The 20,127-nt window shown below is 69.4% G+C and carries 24 protein-coding genes; 16 read left to right on the plus strand and 8 right to left on the minus strand.

The features are described 5' to 3' along the window. The first annotated feature begins 20 nt into the window (after positions 1-20). The 9 genes from ACTWPT_RS24715 to ACTWPT_RS24755 all read left to right on the plus strand — a co-directional run bounded on the left by ACTWPT_RS24715 (position 21) and on the right by ACTWPT_RS24755 (position 6,574). A complete protein-coding gene (locus tag ACTWPT_RS24715) occupies positions 21-758 on the plus strand; it encodes a CAP domain-containing protein (RefSeq protein ID WP_443179812.1) in 738 nt (245 codons plus the stop codon). A 400-nt stretch (positions 759-1,158) separates the two neighbouring features. Then, the gene (locus ACTWPT_RS24720) at positions 1,159-1,743 is read left to right on the plus strand and encodes a hypothetical protein (RefSeq protein WP_443179813.1); all 585 of its coding nucleotides are present in this window, start codon (positions 1,159-1,161) and stop codon (positions 1,741-1,743) included. Positions 1,744-1,759: 16 nt separating this feature from the next. Beyond that, the gene (locus tag ACTWPT_RS24725; RefSeq protein ID WP_443179814.1) at positions 1,760-2,923 is read left to right on the plus strand and encodes a sensor histidine kinase; all 1,164 of its coding nucleotides are present in this window, start codon (positions 1,760-1,762) and stop codon (positions 2,921-2,923) included. Continuing rightward, positions 2,920-3,573 (plus strand): response regulator, encoded by a 654-nt coding sequence (locus ACTWPT_RS24730; RefSeq protein WP_443179815.1) that lies wholly within the window; start codon positions 2,920-2,922, stop codon positions 3,571-3,573. The genes ACTWPT_RS24725 and ACTWPT_RS24730 overlap by 4 nt, the downstream gene beginning before the upstream one ends. A gap of 29 nt (positions 3,574-3,602) precedes the next feature. Next, positions 3,603-3,920, plus strand: a complete 318-nt coding sequence (locus ACTWPT_RS24735; protein ID WP_443179816.1) for a DUF3140 domain-containing protein — start codon at positions 3,603-3,605, stop codon at positions 3,918-3,920. Between the two features lie 3 nt (positions 3,921-3,923). Continuing rightward, complete coding sequence (locus ACTWPT_RS24740) at positions 3,924-4,274, plus strand: nuclear transport factor 2 family protein (RefSeq protein ID WP_443179817.1); 351 nt, start codon at positions 3,924-3,926, stop codon at positions 4,272-4,274. 37 nt (positions 4,275-4,311) lie between these two features. Then, positions 4,312-4,524 carry a hypothetical protein gene (locus ACTWPT_RS24745; protein ID WP_443179818.1) on the plus strand — a complete coding sequence of 71 codons (213 nt, stop codon included), beginning with the start codon at positions 4,312-4,314 and terminating at the stop codon, positions 4,522-4,524. Positions 4,525-4,666: 142 nt separating this feature from the next. Then, positions 4,667-5,335 (plus strand): CGNR zinc finger domain-containing protein, encoded by a 669-nt coding sequence (locus tag ACTWPT_RS24750; protein WP_443179819.1) that lies wholly within the window; start codon positions 4,667-4,669, stop codon positions 5,333-5,335. An 87-nt stretch (positions 5,336-5,422) separates the two neighbouring features. Then, positions 5,423-6,574, plus strand: coding sequence for an MFS transporter (locus ACTWPT_RS24755; RefSeq protein ID WP_443179820.1), 1,152 nt, complete (start codon positions 5,423-5,425; stop codon positions 6,572-6,574). Positions 6,575-6,653: 79 nt separating this feature from the next. On the opposite strand, the gene ACTWPT_RS24760 is transcribed toward ACTWPT_RS24755, so the two are convergent. The 5 genes from ACTWPT_RS24760 to ACTWPT_RS24780 all read right to left on the minus strand — a co-directional run bounded on the left by ACTWPT_RS24760 (position 6,654) and on the right by ACTWPT_RS24780 (position 9,718). Then, positions 6,654-7,325, minus strand: coding sequence for a glycosyltransferase family 2 protein (locus ACTWPT_RS24760; protein ID WP_443179821.1), 672 nt, complete (start codon positions 7,323-7,325; stop codon positions 6,654-6,656). 62 nt (positions 7,326-7,387) lie between these two features. Then, positions 7,388-7,684, minus strand: a complete 297-nt coding sequence (locus ACTWPT_RS24765; RefSeq protein ID WP_443179822.1) for a helix-turn-helix domain-containing protein — start codon at positions 7,682-7,684, stop codon at positions 7,388-7,390. After that, complete coding sequence (locus tag ACTWPT_RS24770; protein ID WP_443179823.1) at positions 7,681-8,037, minus strand: type II toxin-antitoxin system RelE/ParE family toxin; 357 nt, start codon at positions 8,035-8,037, stop codon at positions 7,681-7,683. The genes ACTWPT_RS24765 and ACTWPT_RS24770 overlap by 4 nt, the downstream gene beginning before the upstream one ends. Positions 8,038-8,110: 73 nt before the next feature. Next, positions 8,111-9,079, minus strand: a complete 969-nt coding sequence (locus ACTWPT_RS24775; protein WP_443179824.1) for an NAD-dependent epimerase/dehydratase family protein — start codon at positions 9,077-9,079, stop codon at positions 8,111-8,113. Positions 9,080-9,115: 36 nt separating this feature from the next. Beyond that, positions 9,116-9,718, minus strand: coding sequence for a TetR/AcrR family transcriptional regulator (locus ACTWPT_RS24780; protein WP_443179825.1), 603 nt, complete (start codon positions 9,716-9,718; stop codon positions 9,116-9,118). A 63-nt stretch (positions 9,719-9,781) separates the two neighbouring features. On the opposite strand from ACTWPT_RS24780, the gene ACTWPT_RS24785 reads away from it, so the two are divergent. The 3 genes from ACTWPT_RS24785 to ACTWPT_RS24795 are packed head-to-tail and all read left to right on the plus strand — an operon-like array spanning position 9,782 to position 13,209. Further along, complete coding sequence (locus ACTWPT_RS24785) at positions 9,782-11,035, plus strand: FAD-dependent oxidoreductase (RefSeq protein WP_443179826.1); 1,254 nt, start codon at positions 9,782-9,784, stop codon at positions 11,033-11,035. A gap of 44 nt (positions 11,036-11,079) precedes the next feature. Then, positions 11,080-11,817, plus strand: coding sequence for a hypothetical protein (locus ACTWPT_RS24790; protein ID WP_443179827.1), 738 nt, complete (start codon positions 11,080-11,082; stop codon positions 11,815-11,817). Between the two features lie 6 nt (positions 11,818-11,823). Then, positions 11,824-13,209: a fatty acid desaturase family protein gene (locus tag ACTWPT_RS24795; protein ID WP_443179828.1), complete on the plus strand. Its 1,386-nt coding sequence runs from the start codon at positions 11,824-11,826 to the stop codon at positions 13,207-13,209. 9 nt (positions 13,210-13,218) lie between these two features. Here the strand turns inward: ACTWPT_RS24795 and ACTWPT_RS24800 are convergent, their stop codons facing one another. After that, a complete protein-coding gene (locus tag ACTWPT_RS24800; RefSeq protein ID WP_443179829.1) occupies positions 13,219-13,437 on the minus strand; it encodes a hypothetical protein in 219 nt (72 codons plus the stop codon). A gap of 31 nt (positions 13,438-13,468) precedes the next feature. Here ACTWPT_RS24800 and ACTWPT_RS24805 point away from each other — a divergent pair, with 31 nt between their 5' ends. From ACTWPT_RS24805 to ACTWPT_RS24820, 4 genes are all read left to right on the plus strand, one after another. Further along, positions 13,469-14,593, plus strand: coding sequence for a sensor histidine kinase (locus tag ACTWPT_RS24805; protein ID WP_443179830.1), 1,125 nt, complete (start codon positions 13,469-13,471; stop codon positions 14,591-14,593). Then, positions 14,590-15,258, plus strand: a complete 669-nt coding sequence (locus ACTWPT_RS24810; protein WP_443179831.1) for a response regulator — start codon at positions 14,590-14,592, stop codon at positions 15,256-15,258. The genes ACTWPT_RS24805 and ACTWPT_RS24810 overlap by 4 nt, the downstream gene beginning before the upstream one ends. Before the next feature lie 96 nt (positions 15,259-15,354). Next, entirely contained in the window at positions 15,355-16,608 is a 1,254-nt protein-coding gene (locus tag ACTWPT_RS24815) for a cytochrome ubiquinol oxidase subunit I (protein WP_443179832.1), read from the plus strand. A gap of 10 nt (positions 16,609-16,618) precedes the next feature. Then, the gene (locus tag ACTWPT_RS24820; RefSeq protein ID WP_443179833.1) at positions 16,619-17,395 is read left to right on the plus strand and encodes a cytochrome d ubiquinol oxidase subunit II; all 777 of its coding nucleotides are present in this window, start codon (positions 16,619-16,621) and stop codon (positions 17,393-17,395) included. 28 nt (positions 17,396-17,423) lie between these two features. On the opposite strand, the gene ACTWPT_RS24825 is transcribed toward ACTWPT_RS24820, so the two are convergent. After that, a complete protein-coding gene (locus ACTWPT_RS24825; protein WP_443179834.1) occupies positions 17,424-19,085 on the minus strand; it encodes an alpha-amylase family protein in 1,662 nt (553 codons plus the stop codon). A gap of 28 nt (positions 19,086-19,113) precedes the next feature. Further along, positions 19,114-20,046, minus strand: coding sequence for a nucleoside hydrolase (locus ACTWPT_RS24830; protein ID WP_443179835.1), 933 nt, complete (start codon positions 20,044-20,046; stop codon positions 19,114-19,116). Positions 20,047-20,127 lie beyond the last annotated feature (81 nt).

Consider the following 20,127-nt stretch of genomic DNA (forward strand, 5'->3'; position numbering starts at 1 on the left):
TGGCAACGAGGAGCTTCGTCGTGCCGCTCAGCAGAAAGCTTGTCACCAGGATCGGCCTCGGCGCCTGTTTGGCGGCCGTGTCAACGGCCGCGGGAGGGCTGCTCGCGGTCATTACCGAGCAGAGCTCCGCCAACGACATGGCCTACACCGCAACGCCCGAGTCCACATCGGCCGCAGGGGCTCTCGACCACCGCGACGACGTCGAGATCACTCCTGAACCCACCACCACCGGGACCCTGACCAGGACGGCCACCCCCCGGCCCAGCGCTACCCGGAAGCCCGTAGCCCCCAAGAAGCCGACAGCCGTCCCAAGGCCCTCGAAGACCACCCTGTCCCCGTCTGCCCGCTCGACCCCGAAGCCGTCTGCCACGACCGTCGGCACGACACTCGAGAACCAGGTCGTGAAACTGACGAACGCGCAGCGGGCCAAGGCCGGATGCAAGCCGCTCAAGCACGACGTCAAGCTTCGAGTGGCCGCCTACGGCCACTCCAAGGACATGGTCGCCAAGAACTATTTCGACCACACCTCACCCAGCGGGAAGGACACCGGTGACCGCATGAAGGTCGCAGGCTTCTCACCCGTCAGCTCGTGGGGCGAGAACATCGCGTACGGTCAGCGTACGGCGGCGGCCGTCATGGAGGACTGGATGAGCAGCCCAGGCCACAAACGCAACATCCTCGCCTGCTCCTACACCCACATCGGCGTCGGCTATGTCTCCTCCGGTTCGTATTGGACCCAGGTCTTCGCCGCGCACTGAACCTCTGTACGGCGAAATCCGGCACGTGCCGCGGATCGGCCCAGCGGCTGGCAGACCGCTCGTTCCGAGCCGCGGCACGTGCCGTCCCCTCCTTCGCGGCAAACGCCTGGGAGCCGGCCCCCACACGGCTCCAATCCTTACGGAGTGCGCGGACGGCCGCCTGAGTACCTCTCTACCTAATCGAAATCACAAAATTTCTGGATGAGCGGCCGGTGCATGCTGCCGCTCAGCGCCGAGACTGGCAGGGCGGCGGGCGACGTGCGATGCGCCCATCCTGTCGATCACCGCTGCCGGCGCGGATCGCCGACGCGACCGGTTTGTCCTCCCTCCTACGAGGGAGTTCCAGGATCGCCTGTACCGGCGATGCCCGCCGCCCCCCGGCGAGCCCAGGATTCTCCCCATGAATCTTCGCTTTCCCTTCATCGCCGCGCCGTTGCTCGTGCTCGCCTATGGCGTGATCCGTATCCTCGACGGCCTCGACGGCAGCCGGGGCCCGGGCATCGCCTGGACCACCGGCCATCTCGCGTTCATCGCGGCCCTTGTCCTCTTCGTCCCTATCTTCTGGCGGTTGCGGCATATGGCCGGTCGCACCCCGCCGGCCACCGTGAGTGCAGCGGCCGGCACGGTCGGCATCGCGGCGCTGGTCACGCAGTTCGCGATCGACATCGTGATCGGCTTCATGGCGGCCGACCACGACGCGATGGGGCCGCTCTTCGACCAGGTGCAGGCCGTACCCGGGGTGCAGCTCGCCGTCTACGACGCCGGCCCGTACCTGTTCTACGTGGCGCAGCTCGCGCTGATCGTCCACTGCGCTCTCCGCAAGGAGGTCAAGGCCTGGACGCCCGTCCTGGTGCTGGTCGACCTCATGCTCCCGATGATCGACAAGGATCTGATCCCGGTGGGCGCCATCTTCCTGCTGGTGTCGTTCTGGCCGCTGGCCCGGCGTGAGGCGCCGGCCGCCCGGCACGCGCTCGTCCATGCGTGAGGGACAATGGCACATCGTGTCTGATTTGACGTTCGTCGACGTCGCTCGCCGGAGGCTCCAGGCGCTGCCGCATCTGTGGGTGGACGGGGCGCTCGCCGGGCTGATCACGGTGATCCAGTTGTGGCCTCTGCTCTCGGCGCACAGCTCCACCGGCGAGCCGTGGCACTGGTGGGGATATGTGGTCGCGGTAGGCGCCTCGGTCCCCCTGGTGTGGCGGCGGCGGGCGCCGGTGATCGTCCTGGTGGTCAGCCTGTGCACGAGCGAGCTCTACGATCTCGCCGACGACGTTGCGCGACAGCCCATCTGGTACGGCGTCCTCGTCGGTTTCTACACGGTCGCCGCCTACAGCCCCCGGGCGCCGAGGGTCACCGTGCTCATGCTGGCCTTCGTCGGCACCCTGCTGACCGCCGGCTCGTGGGAGACCATGTTGCGCGGAACGGTGCAGGTCGTTGCCGCGTACGCCATCGGCCGGGCCGCCGCGACCTCCCGCGCCCACGCGGCCGCACTCGAGGAACGTGCCGCCAGGCTGGAAAGGGAACGTCAGATGGAAGCCGAGCGCGCCGCCGAGCGCGAGCGGGCCAGAATCGCCCGCGACATGCACGACATCCTGTCCCACGCGGTCAGCCTCATGGTGGTGCAGGCCGAGGCCGGGCCCGTGGTAGTGCGGAGCAACCCGGACAAGGCGGAGGCCACGTTCGACACGATCGCCTCGACGGGGCGCGACGCGATGATGCAGTTGCGGCGCATGCTCGGCGTGCTGAAAGAGGACGAGGTGTCCCCGCGTGCGCCACAGCCCACGATCGGCGACCTGCCGGCGCTGGCCGGGCAGGTCGGCGGCACGGGCCTGGACGTGGCCTTCACCGAGTCCGGCGAGCCGCGCCCGCTCGCGCCCGACTGCGCGGTGGCCGCGTACCGGATCACCCAGGAGGCGCTCACCAACATCGTCAAGCACTCCGGCGCGGACCGCGCCGGCATCCGGCTCACCTGGGAGGACGACACCCTGATGATCGACATCACCGACAACGGGACCGGCGCGGGACGGGCCCTGCCCTCCGGCGGGAACGGGCTGATCGGCATCCGCGAGCGGGCCGCCGCCTGCGGCGGCGCGGCCACGGCCGGGCCACGCCAGGACGGTCCGGGCTTCGCGGTGTCGGTACGGCTGCCGCTGGCGACGTCATGAGCGTGCGCGTCGTCGTGGCCGACGACCAGGAGCTGGTCAGGGGCGGGTTCGCGATGATCCTGGACGCCCAGCCGGACATCGACGTGGTGGCCGAGGCGGGCGACGGGGCCGAGGCGGTGGCCGCAGTCCGCGAGCACGCTCCCGACGTGCTGCTGCTCGACATCCGCATGCCCAGGATGGACGGCATCGAGGCGGCCAGGATCGTGTGCGCGGAGAGCGCGTGCCGGGTGTTGATGCTGACCACGTTCGACCTGGACGACTACGTGTTCGACGCGCTGCGGGCCGGGGCGAGCGGATTCCTGCTCAAGGACGTGCGGCGCGACGACCTCGTGAACGCGGTCCGCGTGGTGGCGGCCGGCGAGTCGCTGCTCGCCCCGGCCGTCACCGGCAAGCTGATCGCCGAGTTCACCAAGCGTCCGGCGCCCCGGCGCCCTGTGGCGACACTGGAGGTGTTGACAGCCCGGGAACGCGAGACGCTGCTGCTGATCGCGCGTGGGCTGTCCAACGCGGAGATCGCCGAGGCGATGGTGGTCAGCGAGCACACGGTCAAGACGCACGTCAGCAACGTGCTGAGCAAGCTGGGGCTGCGGGATCGGGTGCAGGGCGTGATCGCCGCGTACGAGTCGGGGCTGGCCGTGCCGGGTGCGTAACGCGATACGCAACGGGTAGGCGAGGCCCTATGACAGAGGGCTTCGACAACGACATGCTTTGGGACGAGTTCCACCGCGTGGTCAACATGAACTCCGAGGAGCTACGCGCGCACCTGCTGGCCGACGCCTCGGACGAGGACGGCTTCCCGCCCGACCCCGACCTGGGCATCGACGAGCTCGGGCGGGGCGTGCTGCATGTCCTGAGAAAGCGCAAGGGCGACCTGACCAAGGATGACCTGGAGGTGATGCGACGGGTCGTGGAGCTCGTCGAGACCATGGGCGACAAGACGGACGACGATTCGCGGCGCGAGCTGATGACCGTTGGCCACGATCCGCTGAGAGGATGAGCCATGGTCGAGCTGCGCCCGTGGATCGACGGGTACGTGCGGGCGTGGAACTCCAACGACCCCGACGAGATCTCCGCCCTGTTCACGGAGGACGCCGTCTACTACACCGAGCCGTACAGCGAGCCCTGGCGCGGGCGTGACGAGATCGTCGTGAAGTGGCTGGACCGGAAGGACAAACCAGGCGAGGCCACGTTCGAGTGGCATCCGGTGAGCGTCGCGGAGGACGTGGGCGTCATTCAAGGAGTCACCACGTATCCCGATAAAACCTATAGCAATCTTTGGGTGATCAGGTTCGTGCCAGATGGGCGATGCCGGGAATTCACCGAATGGTGGATGAGACACGACGCCAGATGATGCAATGGGCCGAACCGTCTTCACCCGAGGAGAACCGTTGAGAGACAATCTCGACCTCGCCGCGAGCGCCCAGCAGTTGGCCGACGCCGCCCCGACGGGATCGATCGACCGCGCTGCCGCCTCGTCCGTGGCGATCACGCTGGCCACCACGCGCGACATCCCGCACGCCAGGAAGACGCTTGACGGGCTGTCTCCCGAGGACGTGCGCAAGGCCGCGCTGGAGCTTTTCGACCGGCTCGCCGCGAGCTGAGCACCCGGGCATCGCCGGCCCGCCCGCGCCGCCGCCGGGCGGGTCTTCGACGTGCCACGCCCAAGCACTGATCGGCTGGGGTGACTTTAATCTATCTTTTCTGTGCTACCTCCAAAATGAGTTTGACCGGTAGCATCTGAATATGGACGTGTCCGAGCTGCCGCTGGTGGGCGGCCATCCGGCCCTGGATCTGGTCAACACCCTGGAACGGGGGATCCCGGCCCCCGGCTGGGAGCCACGGGACTACGTGTCGACACCGGCCACGCTGCTGCTGTGGGCACGCCGCGCCGGGTTGATCGCTGAGGCCGAGGCCCCGGTGGTCGCCGAAGCCTGGGGCCACGACCCTGACGCGGCGCACGCCGCGCTGGCCGCCGGCCGGGACATCCGGGAGTCACTGCACCTCATCCTGCTCGCCACCGCCGCCCCGGAGTCGGGGCCGATCGACGCCGCCGCTTCCAGCGCCGCGCTCGACCGGCTGCACTGCCGGTGGCTCGCCGCGGTGGGCCGCTCCAGGCTGACGCCGGATCCGCGAGGGGCGTCCGCGGCCCGGCTGGTCGTCGGCGTCGTCCCCGCGTCCCTGGTGCCGGACCGTGCCGTGGACGCCGCCCTCGATCTGCTGCGCACCGCCGACATCGGGCGCGTGCGCCGCTGCCCGACCGAGAGCGGCGGCTGCGGCTGGATCTTCCTTGACCGCAGCCGCAACGCCTCGCGGAGATGGTGCCGGATGGCCGACTGCGGGACGGAGGTCAAGGCGCGCCGTCTCACCGAACGCCGGCGGGCTGCCCGGCAGGCGACAGCGGCGGGATCCTGAAGTCGGCTTCGCGGACGCCGGCCAATCGCCCACAGACCTGAAACCCGTCGATCTGCTACCGGCAAAAGCGGCTACAGGAGAAGCAACATGGACAGGCGTAGCACCGCACGGTCGATCGGCGCGCTGGCCGCGCTCTCGATGTCCACGTTCCTCTACGTCACCAGTGAGACGCTCCCCATCGGTCTGCTCACATTGATCGCGACGGATCTGTCGACCTCGCCTTCGGCCGTCGGCCTGCTGGTGACCGGCTACGGGCTCGTGGTCGTCATCACCACCGTCCCGCTGACCCGGCTGACGTACCGGATGCCGCGCCGCCTCCTGCTGACGAGTCTGCTCGCCGTGTTCGTCGTGGCCGGCTGGCTTTCGGCCGTCGCGCCGAGTTACGCGATCCTTTTCGGCGCCCGGGTGATCATGGCGGTCAGCCAGGCGGTGTTCTGGGCCGTCGTCGTCTCGACCGCGACCGGCCTGTTCCCGCCACGCGTACACGGCCGTGTGATCGCCGTGGTGTTGGCCGGCGGCAATCTCGCCACAGTGCTGGGCGTGCCTGCCGGGACATGGCTCGGCCAGCAGGCCGGCTGGCGGGCATCCTTCGTGGCGCTCAGCGCGGTCGGTCTACTCGCCCTGGTGGCGATCGCGTTGCTGCTGCCGGCCACCGTGGCCGGGGACGCCCCCGTGACCAAGGGGACCGCCCCCGACGCCCGCGCGTACTGGAGGCTGCTGGTGATGTCCGCCCTCGTGGTCGCCGGGACGTTCACCGCGCTCACCTACGTCACCCCGTTCCTGACCGAGGTGAGCGCCTTCTCCGCCGGGGCGATCGGGCCGCTGCTGCTGTTACGGGGCATCGCCTCAGTCCTGGGCGTCGCCATCAGCGGGCACCTGGTCGACCGCTACGCCGGGGCGGCGATGGCCGTCCCGGTGGCGGCACAGGCCGTGGCGCTCCTCGGGCTGTACGTCCTCGGCAGCGTGCCGGTCGCAGCGGCCGCGCTGGTCGCGCTGTCCGGTATGTCCTTCGCCGCTCTGGCCACGGCCTTGGCCGGCCGGGTGTTGCAAGTCGCCCCCGGCAGTGTCGATCTCGCCGGGGCGGGCTCATCGACCGCCTTCAACGTCGGGATCACCGCCGGGGCCCTCATCGGCAGCGTCCTGCTGTCCGGCTTCGGCGTACGCAGCACCGTGCTGGTGGGAGGGTTGCTGAGCCTGGCCGCGCTCGCCTTCCTGATCAGCCCGCCAGGCGGGCGGTGACGGCGGCCGTGGTGCTGCACCAGGCCAACCTGCGACGCGGGGCGCCGATGTTGTTGTTCGGCTTCGGGGGCAACCTGTCCTATGCGGGCATGGTGGTCCGCTGTCCCTGATGTTCGGACAACACCGACCGCATGTCCTTGATCGCCCGCAGGGTTCCCCGTACGGTGCCGGTCACCTTGGAGCGGCCGGCGCGTGGGTAGTAGTGGACGTCGATCTCTGTGACCCGCCATCCGGCCGCGGCCGCCTTGAGCACCATCTCCAGCGGGTACCCGAACCGCCGGTCGGCCAGGTCGAGGGCGAGCAGCGCCGGTCGGCGGCAGGCCCGCATGGGTCCGAGATCGCGGACCGCCACCCCCGCCGCGCGCCGCAGCCGGCGGGCCAGGACGGCGTTCCCGAGTCGAGCATGGGCCGGCCACGCCCCCGCCGCCGCGGGCACCCGGCGGCCCAGCACGAGGTCCGCCTCGCCCAGTCGCGCAGTGAGGAGCGGCAGCTGGCCCGGGTCGAGTGACGCGTCGGCGTCCATGAAGCAGACGACCTCGGTGGTGGCGGCCAGGAGGCCGGCGTGGCAGGCGGCGCCGAACCCGCGCCGCGGCTCTCGTACGACCAGGGCTCCGTGGTCAGCGGCAATCCGGTCGGAGCCGTCGGTGGATCCGTTGTCGACCACGATGGGCCGATAGCCGGGCGGCATGCGCTCCAGCACCCACGGCAACGCCTCGGCCTCGTCCAGACAGGGCAACACGACATCGATCACAGCTCCGACGCTAGAATGCCCGTCCCATTCCAACGCTTACAGACTGATGACGTTCCGCCGGGTCACGCGGCGGGGGCGCGGGGCGTCAGGCGGACTTCGACGTCCGCGTCCAGGGCATGCGCCAGCCGCTCGAGAACGGGCAACGTCGGTATCGTCCCGCCGGCCTCGAACCTGGCCACCGCGGACTGGGTCATTCCCGCCTCACGCGCCAGGTCGTTCTGGGTCCAGCCCCGCTCCTCGCGCATGACTCTGACAGACCTCCCGAGCTCGTAGGCCAAGCGAGCGGCCTCGTAGGCCTCCGCGGCTCCGGGCTCGGCCATCCGACGATCTCTGAGCTGCCGCCAGTTCTCCTCGCTCATGCCCCTTCTTCTCCCTCATCGACGGTGTGCTCCAGCTCAACACAGCGCCGCATGGCTCGCCGTGCCCGCTCAACCTCGCGATCGTCACGCGCTCGCTTCTTGTGGAACACGGTCAACAGCACGATGCGGCGGTGTGGTGCGATCCAATAAGTGATGCGCATGGCGAACTCATCGAGGTGAAACCGGAGCTCACGTAGCTTGCCGTCAAGCTGCTTGGTGTAGGGCTCTCCAAGTAACGGGCCCTCCTCTGCCAGTAGATCGACGTAGAACGCCACCTTCGCGAAAGACGTCGCAGACAGCTCTTCGAGCCACTTTCGGACCTCCGGCTCGAGCTCTACGCTACCCCAGCTCATAGCGTTGATGCTATATACGACGCCTACCATCACGCTATGCGTTTACGCGATTACGTTCACGAGCCAGGTCCCCCTACCGAAGGGCGAATTCCTTCATGCCGTCCTCGAAGGAGATCTCGGCCGTGAAGTCCAGGTCGGCGACCGCCCGCGCAGGGGAGGCGACGATGTGGCGGACGTCGCCGAGGCGGTAGGCGCCGGTCGTCACCGGCTCGGGGCCGCCGGTCTCGGCGGCCAGGGCCGCCGCCAGGTCGCCGACCGTGTGCGGGGTTCCGCTGGCGATGTTGTACGCCGTCAACGAGCCCGCCGTCCCTGCCCCGAGCGCCAGCACATTGGCCCTGGCCACGTCACGCACGTGGACGAAGTCGCGGCGCTGGCCGCCGTCCTCGAAGACCTGGGGCGCCCGCCCGGACAGCAGAGCCGACAGGAAGATGGACGCCACTCCGGCATAGGGCGTGTTCCTGGGCATGCGGGGGCCGTAAACGTTGTGGTAGCGCAGAGCCACGACGGTGCCGCCGGTTTCGCGGGCCCAGTTGGCGGCCAGGTGTTCCTGGGCCAGCTTGGTCGTGGCGTAGGCGTTGCGGGGGTCGAGCGGGGCGTCCTCCTCGATGACCGAAGGGGAGAGGACGCTGTCGCACCGAGGGCAGCGGGGGTCGAAGAGTCCTTGCTCCAGGTCCGTGGACCGCCTCGGCCCGGGGCGGACGCGGCCGTGGCAGGGGCAGTCGTAGGCGCCTTCCCCATAGACGACCATGGACGAGGCCAGCACCAGCCGCCCGACGCCGTGCCTGGCCATGGCCGCCAGCAGGGTCGCCGTGCCGTAGGCGTTGACCGAGGCGTAGTCGGGCAGATCGGCCACGTCGACGCCGAGTCCGACCTTGGCGGCCTGGTGGATCACGGCGTCGACGCCGGGCAGGAGACGGTCCAGGGCCGCGCCGTCCCGCACGTCCACGCCCGTACGCAGGTCGGCGGGGACGACCTCGCCGTCGAGCGCTTCGGCGACGTGGCTGCCGATGAAGCCGGAGGAGCCGGTGAGGAGCACGCGCATGCCGCCGATCCAACACCCGCCCAAGGCAGGCGGATCTTACGAATCGGTGACCTCGGCCAAGTGCTCGACCAGTTTTTGCAGCTGCCCGGCGTAGTGCTCGGCGAACTCGGGCGAGGCCGGATCGAGGTCGAAGGCCGCCCGGGCGAGCTGCGGGAACGAGACGCCGGCTGCGGCCATGGCGAACAACGCCACCAGCACGGCGGCCGGATCGAGATCCGCGGGCAGCTCACCCGCCTCCTGGCGCTTCCGCAGTCCTTCCAGGTCACGGCGCACGTCCTCGGCGAACGCGGCATCGGGTGGGCCGTCATCGGTCAGCCCCTGCCAGACCAGCAGCTTGCCGAAGTCCCGCCGCTCGGCATTGGCCCGCACATACCCCGCCACGAGCGCGCCCAGCGAGGACGAGCGGTCGGCGAACACGCCCTCCTCGCTCTGCCAGCGGGTGGTGATCGCCTGGTACAGGCCCTCTTTGCCGCCGAAATAGTACGAGATCAGCTGCTTGTTCACCCCGGCCCTGGCGGCGATCTCGTTGACCCGAGCCCCCGCGAACCCCTTGGCGGCGAACTCCTCCAACGCCGCCTGCAGGATCCGGGCCTTCGTGCGTTCGGGATCGCGTTGCCTCTCCTCCGGCTCTCGTCTCATGTGCCGACTCTATCATCCAACCGGATGGTTGACAGAATCATCCAGATGGATGATAGTCGAGCCATGACAAACCACATCGCGATCATCGGTGGCGGGATCGGCGGGCTCTGCCTGGCCCAGGGGCTGCGAAAGGCAGGCCGCGACGTGACCGTCTACGAGCGGGACCGGACCCCGGCCGACCGGCTGCAGGGATACCGGGTGCACATCGATCCGAACGGCGCCCGCGCGCTGCGCGACTGCCTGCCGGACCACCTGTGGCGGTCCTTCCTCGACACGACCGGGCAGGGCGGCCAGGACTTCGGCTTCCTCACCGAGCAGCTCGACCTGCTGACGCTGATCGAGACGCCCCAAGCGGCCGATCCCGCCGGCGACCACCACTCGGTCAGCCGCATCACGCTCAGGCAGGTGCTGCTGTCGGGGCTGGACGACGTCGTACGGTTCGGGAAGACGTACGAGAGGTATGAGCGCCTGCCCGACGGGCGGGTCGAGCTGTTCTTCACGGACGGCACGAGCGAGACCGCGGACATCGTGGTCGCCGCGGACGGCGGGAACTCGCGGGTGCGCCGACAGTACCTGCCGCACGCCGAGCGGGTGGACACCGGGATCACGACCGTGGCGGGCAAGTTCCCGCTCACCGGCGAGACCAGGAAGTTGCTGGCGCCACGACTGGTGGACGGGCCGAACAGCGTCATCCCGCCGAAAGGCCTCGGGCTGTTCTGCGCGCCGCACGACCTGAGCGACCTCGGGCCCGCGGCCGGCGAGATCGGGGTGACCGAGCAGGAGGGTGCGCTGATGGACAACACCAGCAGCTACGTGTTGTGGGCGGTGGGCGCGGCGGCGGGGCGGTTCCCATCCAACATTTCTGAAATGTCGGGTGAGCGGCTGAAGGGCACCGTCGCGCGGATGATCCGCTCGTGGCACCCGGACCTCCGCAGGATGATCGACCTGTCGCATCCCGACACCGTCAGCCTGCTGCCGATCCGTACCTCCATCCCGATCGACCCCTGGCCGGCCACGAACATCACGCTGCTGGGCGACGCCATCCACAGCATGACCCCCATGCGTGGCATCGGCGCGAACACCGCCCTGCGCGACGCCCGCCTGCTGTGCCGCGCCCTGACCGCCGGCGGCGACCCGATCCAGGCCATCGCCGGGTACGAAGCCGAGATGCGGGAGTACGGCTTCGCCGCCGTACGCGACTCGCTGCGTGCGGCTCAGCAGTTCGCCGGGGAGAGCCGGGTCGCGCGGATGGGGTTCAAGTCCTTCCTCCGCCTGGTCCACAGGGTCCCGTCACTAAAAGCCAAGGTGTTCTCCTGACGCGGGTTGTTGCATGCCGGGACCCGGGCGAACACCCTGGAGGCATGCCAAGCGTCGACACGCTCGACGGCCTGCTGCGGGCCATAGCCGAGTTCGACATCGACCACTACGAGCCGGCCGTGGAGCCGGCGGCGCTGGACCGCGCCAGGCGGTCGCTCGACGAGGCCGGGCTGCTGCTTCTGGGCGAAGTGCATGGGGTCAGGGAGAACCCGTTGGTCATCCTCGGCCTCATGCGGCTGCTCGGGCTGACCAACCTGGCCCTGGAGTGGCCGGAGAACCTGAAGCCGCAGCTCGACCTCTACCTGGCCGACGCGAGCGGGCTCGACCATCCGCTGTGGTGGCTCGGCGATGGACGCGTCACGGCAGGGCATCTGGCGGTGCTGAGGAGGATCGACGGGCTGCGGGTCACGTTGTTCGACGGGGGGTCGCACATCGACGACTGGTCGCAACGGGACGCCGCGATGGCCGAGCGGGTGCTGGCGGCTCAGGTCGAGCCCGCGCTGGTCGTGGCGGGCAACGCACACGCGCTGACGTCGCCGACCGATCTGGGGATGCCGATGGGAGCGTGCCTGGCCGCCGCGCGGCCGGCACTGGAGAGCGTACGTGTCGAGTACGGGGCGGGGAGCTTCTACAACTTCGAGCCGCGGCACGTCAAAGGGCTGAGCACGGAGGCGGGACTGCGGATCGCGGAGGACGGGCTGGTCGTCGGGCTGCCCGAGTTCGGCGAGGCAACGGTGCCGCATCTGCCGTTCGAGCTGCTGCGGGAGCGGCTCGGGTGGTGAGGGGGTTTGGAGCGCGCCTGGGAGGCGGCGCTGGAGCTGATGGCGACGTGCACGGACCGTACTGTGCGGGCGAGCGTGCTGGAGGGTGTCGCCGAGCACGTAGAGTCTGTTACGGCGGCCGAGTTTCTCGGCGCGGCACAAGCGCTGCGCGGGATCCGTGAGTCGGCCGATCCGTTCGTCAACGCCGTTGCCGCGACGAGCCGGGGCGCCTTGGGCATAAAGGGTTACGAGGCGGCACTGGCGAGGGGCGCGGCGATACCGCACCCGGAGAGACACGCGCTGAGGCTGCTCTCAGCCCCACGACAAGGCGGGCTTCCGCTCGCCGCCTGGATGCGCCAGGGTTGGGTCAATGTGCACCGCGAGGTAAGGAGACCTGTGGTTAGTACCGGCACGCTCGAGACTCGGGGAAGCGACTTCGCCCGACTAGCCCACACGATCGCGGACGCCGGTCTCCTGGACCGGCGTCCCTTTTATTACGCGATGCGGATCAGCATCGCCGTCGTCGTCTACCTCGGCTGCTGGACACTGTTCGCCTGGCTGGGCGACTCGTGGCTGCAACTGCTGGTCGCGGCCGCGCTGGCTGTGGTGTTCGCGCAGTTCGGGTTCGTCGCCCACGACATCGGGCACCGGCAGGTCTTCAGAAGGCGGCAAGCGAGCGACGTCGCGGGCCTGCTGATCGGCAACCTCGGCGTCGGGCTCGGCTGGGGCTGGTGGACCAGCAAGCACAGTCGCCACCACGCCAACCCCAACCACGAGGACCACGACCCGGACGTCTCCCCCGCGGTCATCGTCTGGTCGACCGATCAGGCCATCGAGAGCCGGGGATTGCCGCGCTTCATCGCGAAATATCAGGCTTACTGGTTCTTCCCGCTGCTCACCCTCGAGGCCTGGCACCTTCACGTGGCCAGCTTCATGGCGCTGTTCAAGCCGTCGGCCAAGCGGCGCGGCCCGGAGCTGGCGCTGTTGGTCGTGCATTTCGCCCTGTATTTCGGGGTGATCTTCACGGTGTTGCCGGTCGGCAAGGCGCTGCTGTTCCTGATCGTGCATCAGGGGCTGTTCGGGCTCTATCTGGGGTCCACGTTCGCGCCGAATCACAAGGGGATGCCCGTACTGACCAAGGAGGACAAGCTCGACTTCCTGCGCAAGCAGGTGCTCACCTCGCGCAATGTCAGGGGTGGCTGGTTCGCCGATGTGGCGCTCGGCCAGCTCAACTACCAGATCGAGCACCATCTGTTCCCCAACATGCCGGCCCCGAGTCTGCGCCGGGCGCAACCCATCGTCCAGCAGTACTGCGCGGAAATCGGCGTCAGCTACCTGCAGACCGGGCTGCTCGACTCGTACGGGCAGGCGCTGCGACACCTGCACGAGGTCGGCGCTCCGCTAAGAAGATGAGCCGCCTCCTCACTTTTTTCCCTCCGCCAGCCGCTGGAGCAGCCAGTCACGGCGGAGCTCGAGATCGGCGATCAGCTCGACCTGCTCGTCCGCCTGGCTGATCATGGACGCCTTCTCGATCTGGTCGGTCACGCCCATGTCGCGGATCTGCTCGCGGATGTCCCGGTTCTCGGCTCGCAGCCGTTCCAGGTCCTCTTCGATCTGCCGGAGTTCGTCCTTGGTGCTCATTTATCGGATCTACCCGTACAGAATGGGAGGCATGCGAAGGCCTCCCACCAGCACAATCGTGTCGCTCGCGGCGATCGCCGCGGTGCTGGCCGGACTGCTGATCACCTACGCGTTCCGTAGCGACAGGCAACTGAACGCGCTGGACGTGGTGCTGCCGATCACCGCGTTCGCCGGGCTGCTGGCGCGGCGCAGATATCCCGTGACAGCGCTGATCGTCGTGGCCGCGTCCGTCGCCGTCTACTATCCGCGGGCGGGGCTCGACGGGCCGCTGATCGTGCTGGCGTTCATGATCCTCTTCACCGCGGCCGACCAGGGCCACCTCATCGCGGCCATCACGGTCGGCGCGGTGTTGCTCCTCGGCATGGGGCTCGGCGAGCTCGGCGGCCAGCGGCACGTGGACGACAGCATGTTCATCGCGATCGCCGGGTGGGTGGTGGCGGCCATCGCGTTCGGCGGGGTCACCCGCAACCGGCGCGCGTACCTGGAGGAGGCCGAGCGGCGCGCGATCGACGCCGAGCACGGCAAGGAAGAGGAGGCCAGGCGGCGGGAGAGCGAGGAGCGGCTGCGCATCGCCCGGGAGCTGCACGACGTGCTCGGGCACAACATCTCGATGATCAATGTGCAGGCGGCCGCCGCGTTGCACGGGCTGAAGAAGCGGCCCGAGGACGCCGAGGCGGCGCTGCGGACGATCAAGGACACCAGCAAGGAGACGCTGCGCGAGCTGCGGACCACGCTCGGGGTGCTGCGGCAGGTGGACGAGGACGCGCCGACCGCGCCTGCCGACAGCCTGACCCGAGTGGACGCATTGGTCGCGGCCTCGGGCCTGGAGGTACGCACGGAGCTGTCGGGCCCGCTCGACGCGGTGCCGACCGAGGTGGACCTGGCCGCCGCCCGCATCATCAGGGAGGCCCTGACCAACGTCTCCCGCCATTCCGGCACAAAGCAAGCCACGCTGACGGTCACCAACACATCGGGAAATATCATGATCCGCGTGGAGGATGAAGGGCCGGGCGCCTCGTACGACGGAGGCAGCGGCTTCGGTCTGCAAGGCATGCGCGAGCGGGCGAGCGCGCTCGGCGGCACCCTGGAGGCGGGCCCCCGCCCCGAGGGCGGCTTCCACGTCGTCGCCCGCCTGCCGTTGAACGGAGTGCGATGATCCGCGTGTTGCTCGCCGACGATCAGACCCTGGTACGCGCCGGGTTCCGGTCCATACTCAGCGACGAGGACGACATCGAGGTCATCGCCGAGGCCCCCAACGGCGCCGTGGCCATCGCCGGAGCCCACGAGCACCGCCCTGACGTCGTGCTGATGGACATCCGCATGCCCGAGCTCGACGGCCTGGAGGCCACCCGCCGGATCGCCGGCGACCCGCGGCTCGACGGCGTCAAGGTGATCATCCTGACCACGTTCGACCTGGACGACTACGTGTACGGCGCGCTGCGGGCCGGCGCGAGCGGCTTCCTGGTCAAGGACACCGAGCCGGCCGAGCTGATCCACGCGGTCCGGGTCGTGGCCAGGGGTGACGCGCTGATCTCACCGTCGGTCACCAGGCGGCTGATCGCCGAGTTCGCCGGCCGGGTCAAGCGCCCCGAGCCGGGCCCCGAGCTGAACGCGCTCACCGAGCGCGAACGCGAGGTCATGGCGCTGGTGGCCGCGGGCCTGTCGAACGACGAGATCGCGGCCCGGCTCGTGCTCAGTCCCGCCACCGCGAAGACGCACGTCAGCCGCATCATGACGAAGCTGTCCGTGCGCGACAGGGCCCAGGTCGTGGTGCTCGCCTACGAGGCCGGAGTGATCACTCCAGGCTGGCTTACACCCTGAGATGTACGCGGGGCGGCGCTCTACATCCCAGGGATGTACGCAGGTGACCGCCTGAGGCGGACGCGGCGGGCATGGCCGTACCCGGATGCTCTGAGCATGGAAACCGTGGACCTCGCCCGCCTGCAGTTCGCGCTCACCGCGGGCGCGCATTTTCTCTTCGTGGCGCTGACGCTCGGCCTGGCGACGCTGGTGGCTGTCATCCAAACCCGGGCGACGCTGACCCGCAGCCCGATCCACCTGCGGATGACACGGTTCTGGGGCCAGCTCTACATCATCAACTACGCGATGGGCATCGTCACCGGACTGGTGATGGAGTTCCAGCTTGGGCTGTCGTGGAGCGGGCTCACCCATTACGCGGGCAACGTCTTCGGCTCGGCGCTGGCGATCGAGACGCTGGTGGCGTTCTTCATCGAGTCCACATTCCTGGGCTTGTGGATCTTCGGCTGGAACAAGCTGAACCGGTGGGCGCACCTGGCGCTGATCTGGATCGTCACGTTGACCGCCTACGCGTCGGCGTTCTGGATCATGATCGCGAACGGCTTCCTGCAGAACCCGGTCGGCCACGTGGTGGACGGCGAGACGCTGCGGCTGGTCGACTTCGGCGCGATGGTGGCCAACCCGGCGGCGCAGGTCGCGTTCTGGCACGTGATGGGCGGCGCGATGATCACCGGTGGGTTCTTCATGGCCGGGGTGAGCGCGTACCACCTCCGCAAGCGCACCGCCGAGCAGGACTTCTTCCGCAAGTCGCTGCGGCTCGGCGTCGGGGTGGCGCTGCCGGCGACGCTCTTCACCGTGACGTTCGGCGGGCTGGGGTTCGAGACCATGCAGCCGAGCAAGCTCGCGGCCTGGTCGGGATCGGCCGCCGAGCGGGCCGAGGTCCAGGCGGCGATGGTCGCCGCGCACGGGCCCGGGGACTATCTGCCGCCGATCGGCTGGGTGTATGGCGCCGGCCTCACGATGATGCTGCTGTGGGTGGTGATGACGCTGGTCGCGCTGCTGAGTTTCCTGCTGATGGCCTTCCGGCCGGTGGTGCGGGGATTCCGGCTCTGGCACTGGCTGCTGACGCTGATGATCCCGGTGCCGTTCGTCACCATGATCTCCGGGTGGATCTTCCGTGAGATGGGCCGCCAGCCGTGGGCCGTGTACGGGCTGCTGAAGACGTCCGACGCGATGTCGCCGGTAACCGCGGGCCAGATGCGGTTCTCGATCCTGGCATTCGCCGGTGTCTTCTCCGTCCTCATCCTCGTCAACTACTGGCTGCTGGCCAGGCACGCCCGGCGCGGGCCCGGCGTCGTGGCCCTGGGCGACCGCCCGCTCGACACCCCCTCCGTCCCCGTTCTCAGCTTCTAGGGAGCCGATCATGGAGATCTTCATCCTGGCCTTTTTCGCGCTCGGGTACCTGGTGCTGGCCGGGGCCGACATAGGGGTCGGCATGGCGCTGCCGTACCTGGGACGGTCGGCCGACGAGCGGCGCGAGGTGATCGCCGCGATCGCACCCTTCTTCCTGGGCAACGAGGTGTGGCTGGTGGCGACGGCCGGCGTGCTCGCGGGGCTCTTCCCCGAGCTGGAGGGTGAGCTGCTGAGCGGGAACTATTCGGTGGTCGTGGCGCTGCTGCTGGCGTGGGTGGTGCGGGACATGGGGTTGTGGCTGCGCGGGCGGGTGCCGGGCAGGCGGTGGGCGGGGTTCTGGGACGGCGCGACCGTGGCGGGCAGCTGGGGTCTGGCGCTGAGCTGGGGCCTGCTGCTCAGCCACGTGCTGCTGGGCATCCGGGGGCCGATCGCCCTGCTCCCCGCCCTGGTGGTGGCCGCGTTGTTCGTCACGCACGGGCTGACGTTCGCGGCCCTGCGGCTGCGCGGGGTGCTGCGGGAGCGGGCGGCCGTGTTGTCCGGCGGAGCCGGGCCCGGGAGATCGGTCGGGGCTGGTTGGTCGGGGGTGGACGTCCGCACGTACGCGCTGACGGCGGCGGCGCTGGTGGCCGTCGGGGTGCTGGCGGGGCTGCGGCTGCCGCTGCATCCCGGCACGGCCGGGGCCGTGCTGGTGCCGGTGATCCTGGTGTTGATCCCGCTGCTGGTGGCGGCGCAGGGATGGGTGTGGTGGACCTTCCGCCACCGGGTGACCGGCCCGTCCTACCTCTGAACGCTGGCGATGTCCGCCTGGCCGGCCGCTACTGGGACTTGACCGAGGCGTCCTCCGGCGCGACCTCCGGCGGCGAGGCCCGCAGCCAGCGGCAGCCGTGCGGGTCCAGCGGCACCCGTACCACGCCGTCACCCGAGATCTGGAGCGTGCCGTCCACCAGCAGGTCCGTCAGCTCGTTACCCTCCAGCCCGGTCAGCGTCAGCTCCACGTCCACCGCCGTGTCGCAGAGGTTGTGCGCGACCACGACCGTGGCGCCGTCCACGTCGCAGCGGTGCGCCAGGACCGCGTGGTGGCCGGTGTCCAGCACCGTGTAGTCGCCCCACGCCAGCTCGGGACACTCGCGGTAACGCTCGATCAGGAGCTGGAACCAGCGCAGGAGGGAGCCGGTGTCCCGCTTCTGGCCGGCGACGTTCACCCGGTCGGGGGCGAAGGAGCCCTCGGGGATCTCGCGTACTGGCTCGGACTGGCTGAAGCCGCCGTCCTCCGACCACTGCATCGGGATGCGGACCGCCATGCGGCCCTCCTCGTCGAGGTTCTCCCCCATGCCGATCTCCTCGCCGTAGAAGATCACGGGGGTGCCGGGCAGCGAGAACATCAGGCTGTAGGCCATTTTGACGCGCCGCAGGTCCCCACCCAGCATGGTCGGCAGGCGGCGGCGCAGCCCGCGGCCGAAGATCTGCATGTCCTCGCGCGGGCCGAACGCCCGGAAGACCTCCTGCCGCTCCTCCTCGCTCAGCTTGTCCAGGGTGAGCTCGTCGTGGTTGCGCAGGAACACCGCCCACTGGCAGTCCTTCGGCGGCTGGGGGCGCTCGCGCAGGGCGGCGGCGAGCGGGCGGGCATCCTCGCGGGCCAGCGAGAGCCAGGCGTTCTGCATGCCGATGAAGTCGAAGCACATGGTGATCTGGTCGCCGAGGCCCTCGCCGAAATAGCGGACCAACTGCTTGTACGGGAGATTGACCTCGCCGAGCAGGATCGACCCGCCCTTGCGCCTGCTCATGAACGCCCGCAGGTCGGCCAGGAACTCGTGGGGGGTGGCCAGCTTCGGGTTGACGTTCTCGATGAGGAACGGCACGGCGTCCACCCGGAAACCGGCCAGGCCGAGCTCCATCCAGAAGCCCAGTATGCGCGCGATCTCGTCCCTGACCTCGGGGTTCCCGACGTTCAGGTCCGGCTGGTGCCGGTAGAAGCTGTGCAGGTAGTACTGTCCCGACCCCTCGTCGTACTCCCAGAAGGAGCTCTCCTTGTCGGGGAAGACCACCTGACTCGGGTCGTCCGGCTCGGGGGTGTCCGACCAGACGTACCAGTCGCGCATCGGCGAGTCCTTGCTCCTGCGCGCCTCCACGAACCAGGGGTGCTGGTCCGAGGAGTGGTTGACGACCAGGTCCGCGATCACCCGCAGGCCCCGGTCGTGGGCGGTGCGCATGAACTCCACGAAGTCGCCCAGCGTCCCCAATCGCGGGTCGACGTTGTAGAAGTCGGTGATGTCGTACCCGTCATCCCGGTTGGGGGTCGGGAAGAACGGCATGAGCCAGAGGCAGGTCACGCCGAGCCCGGCGAGATAGTCGATCTGCTGCGTCAGCCCGCGGAAGTCGCCCACGCCGTCGCCATTGCCGTCCTTGAACGTCTCCACGTCCAGGCAATAGACGACGGCGTTCTTCCACCAGACGTCAGAGGTGTACGTCAGTCGCATCCGCTCCCGCTACCCGCGACGGATGCGTTCAGGCGAGCACGCGGATCGAGTCCTCCACGAGCTGCCAGAACCGCTCGACATCCAGCCCGGTCGCCACGTGCGCGTTGGGCTCGCGCTTGAGCTTGTCGATCAGGTCCACGCTGGTCGCCCCCGCGGTCTCGGTGCCGTGCAGCTCGATGTCGAGCCTGGTCCGGACGGTGGTCACGGTCGCGGGCTCGGCCACCAGCGCCACCGCGATCGGGTCGTGCAGGGGCGCCTCCGGCATGCCCTGGTCGCTCTCGTACGTGGCGTTGAAGAAGGTCAGCAGTTCCATGCCGAACGCGGCCGTCTTGTTGCCGATCGCCCCGATCCGGGCGATGACGTCCTTGGTGACGAGGGCCTGGTGAGTGACGTTCAGGCCGATCATGGTGAACGGCGGCCCGGCGCCGAGCACGATGGACGCCGCCTCGGGGTCGCACCAGCAGTTGAACTCGGCATACGGCGTCACGTTGCCCCGCCCGGTGGACCCGCCCATCCAGACGATCTCGCCGATCTTCGACAGCCGGTCCGGATACGTGCGGACGAACATCGCGATGTTCGTCAGCGGCCCGGTGGCGACGATCGTAACGTGCTCGTCGGCCGCGTCCACGGTGTCCCTGATGAGCTCGATCGCGGGCCGGGGATCCGCCTCCACGGTCGGCGGTGGCAGCTCCGGCCCGCCGAGGGCGTTGCCGCCGTGAATCCACTCGGCCGGCGACAGGGCGCGGACGAGCGGACCGGGGGCGCCCGGCGAGATCGGCACGTCCGTGATGCCGGCCAGCGAGGTCACCACCCTGGCGTTGTAGGTGGTGTGGGCCAGCCGGCCGTTGCCGCCGACGGTGGTGATCGCGCGCAGGTCGATCTCCGGGTGCCCGGCGGCCAGCCAGATGGCGAAGACGTCGTCGTGTCCTGGGTCGCAGTCGAGGATGACCGGGATCGGCACCTGAGCCTCCCTGCTGTGCGGTTTCGGTCATGGTATAGATCGGCGTGTCGATCCCGGCAGACCTCGTTCGTGTAGGTAGGG

The sequence above is a fragment of the Nonomuraea sp. 3N208 genome (genome assembly GCF_052245935.1).
Lineage (GTDB): Bacteria > Actinomycetota > Actinomycetes > Streptosporangiales > Streptosporangiaceae > Nonomuraea.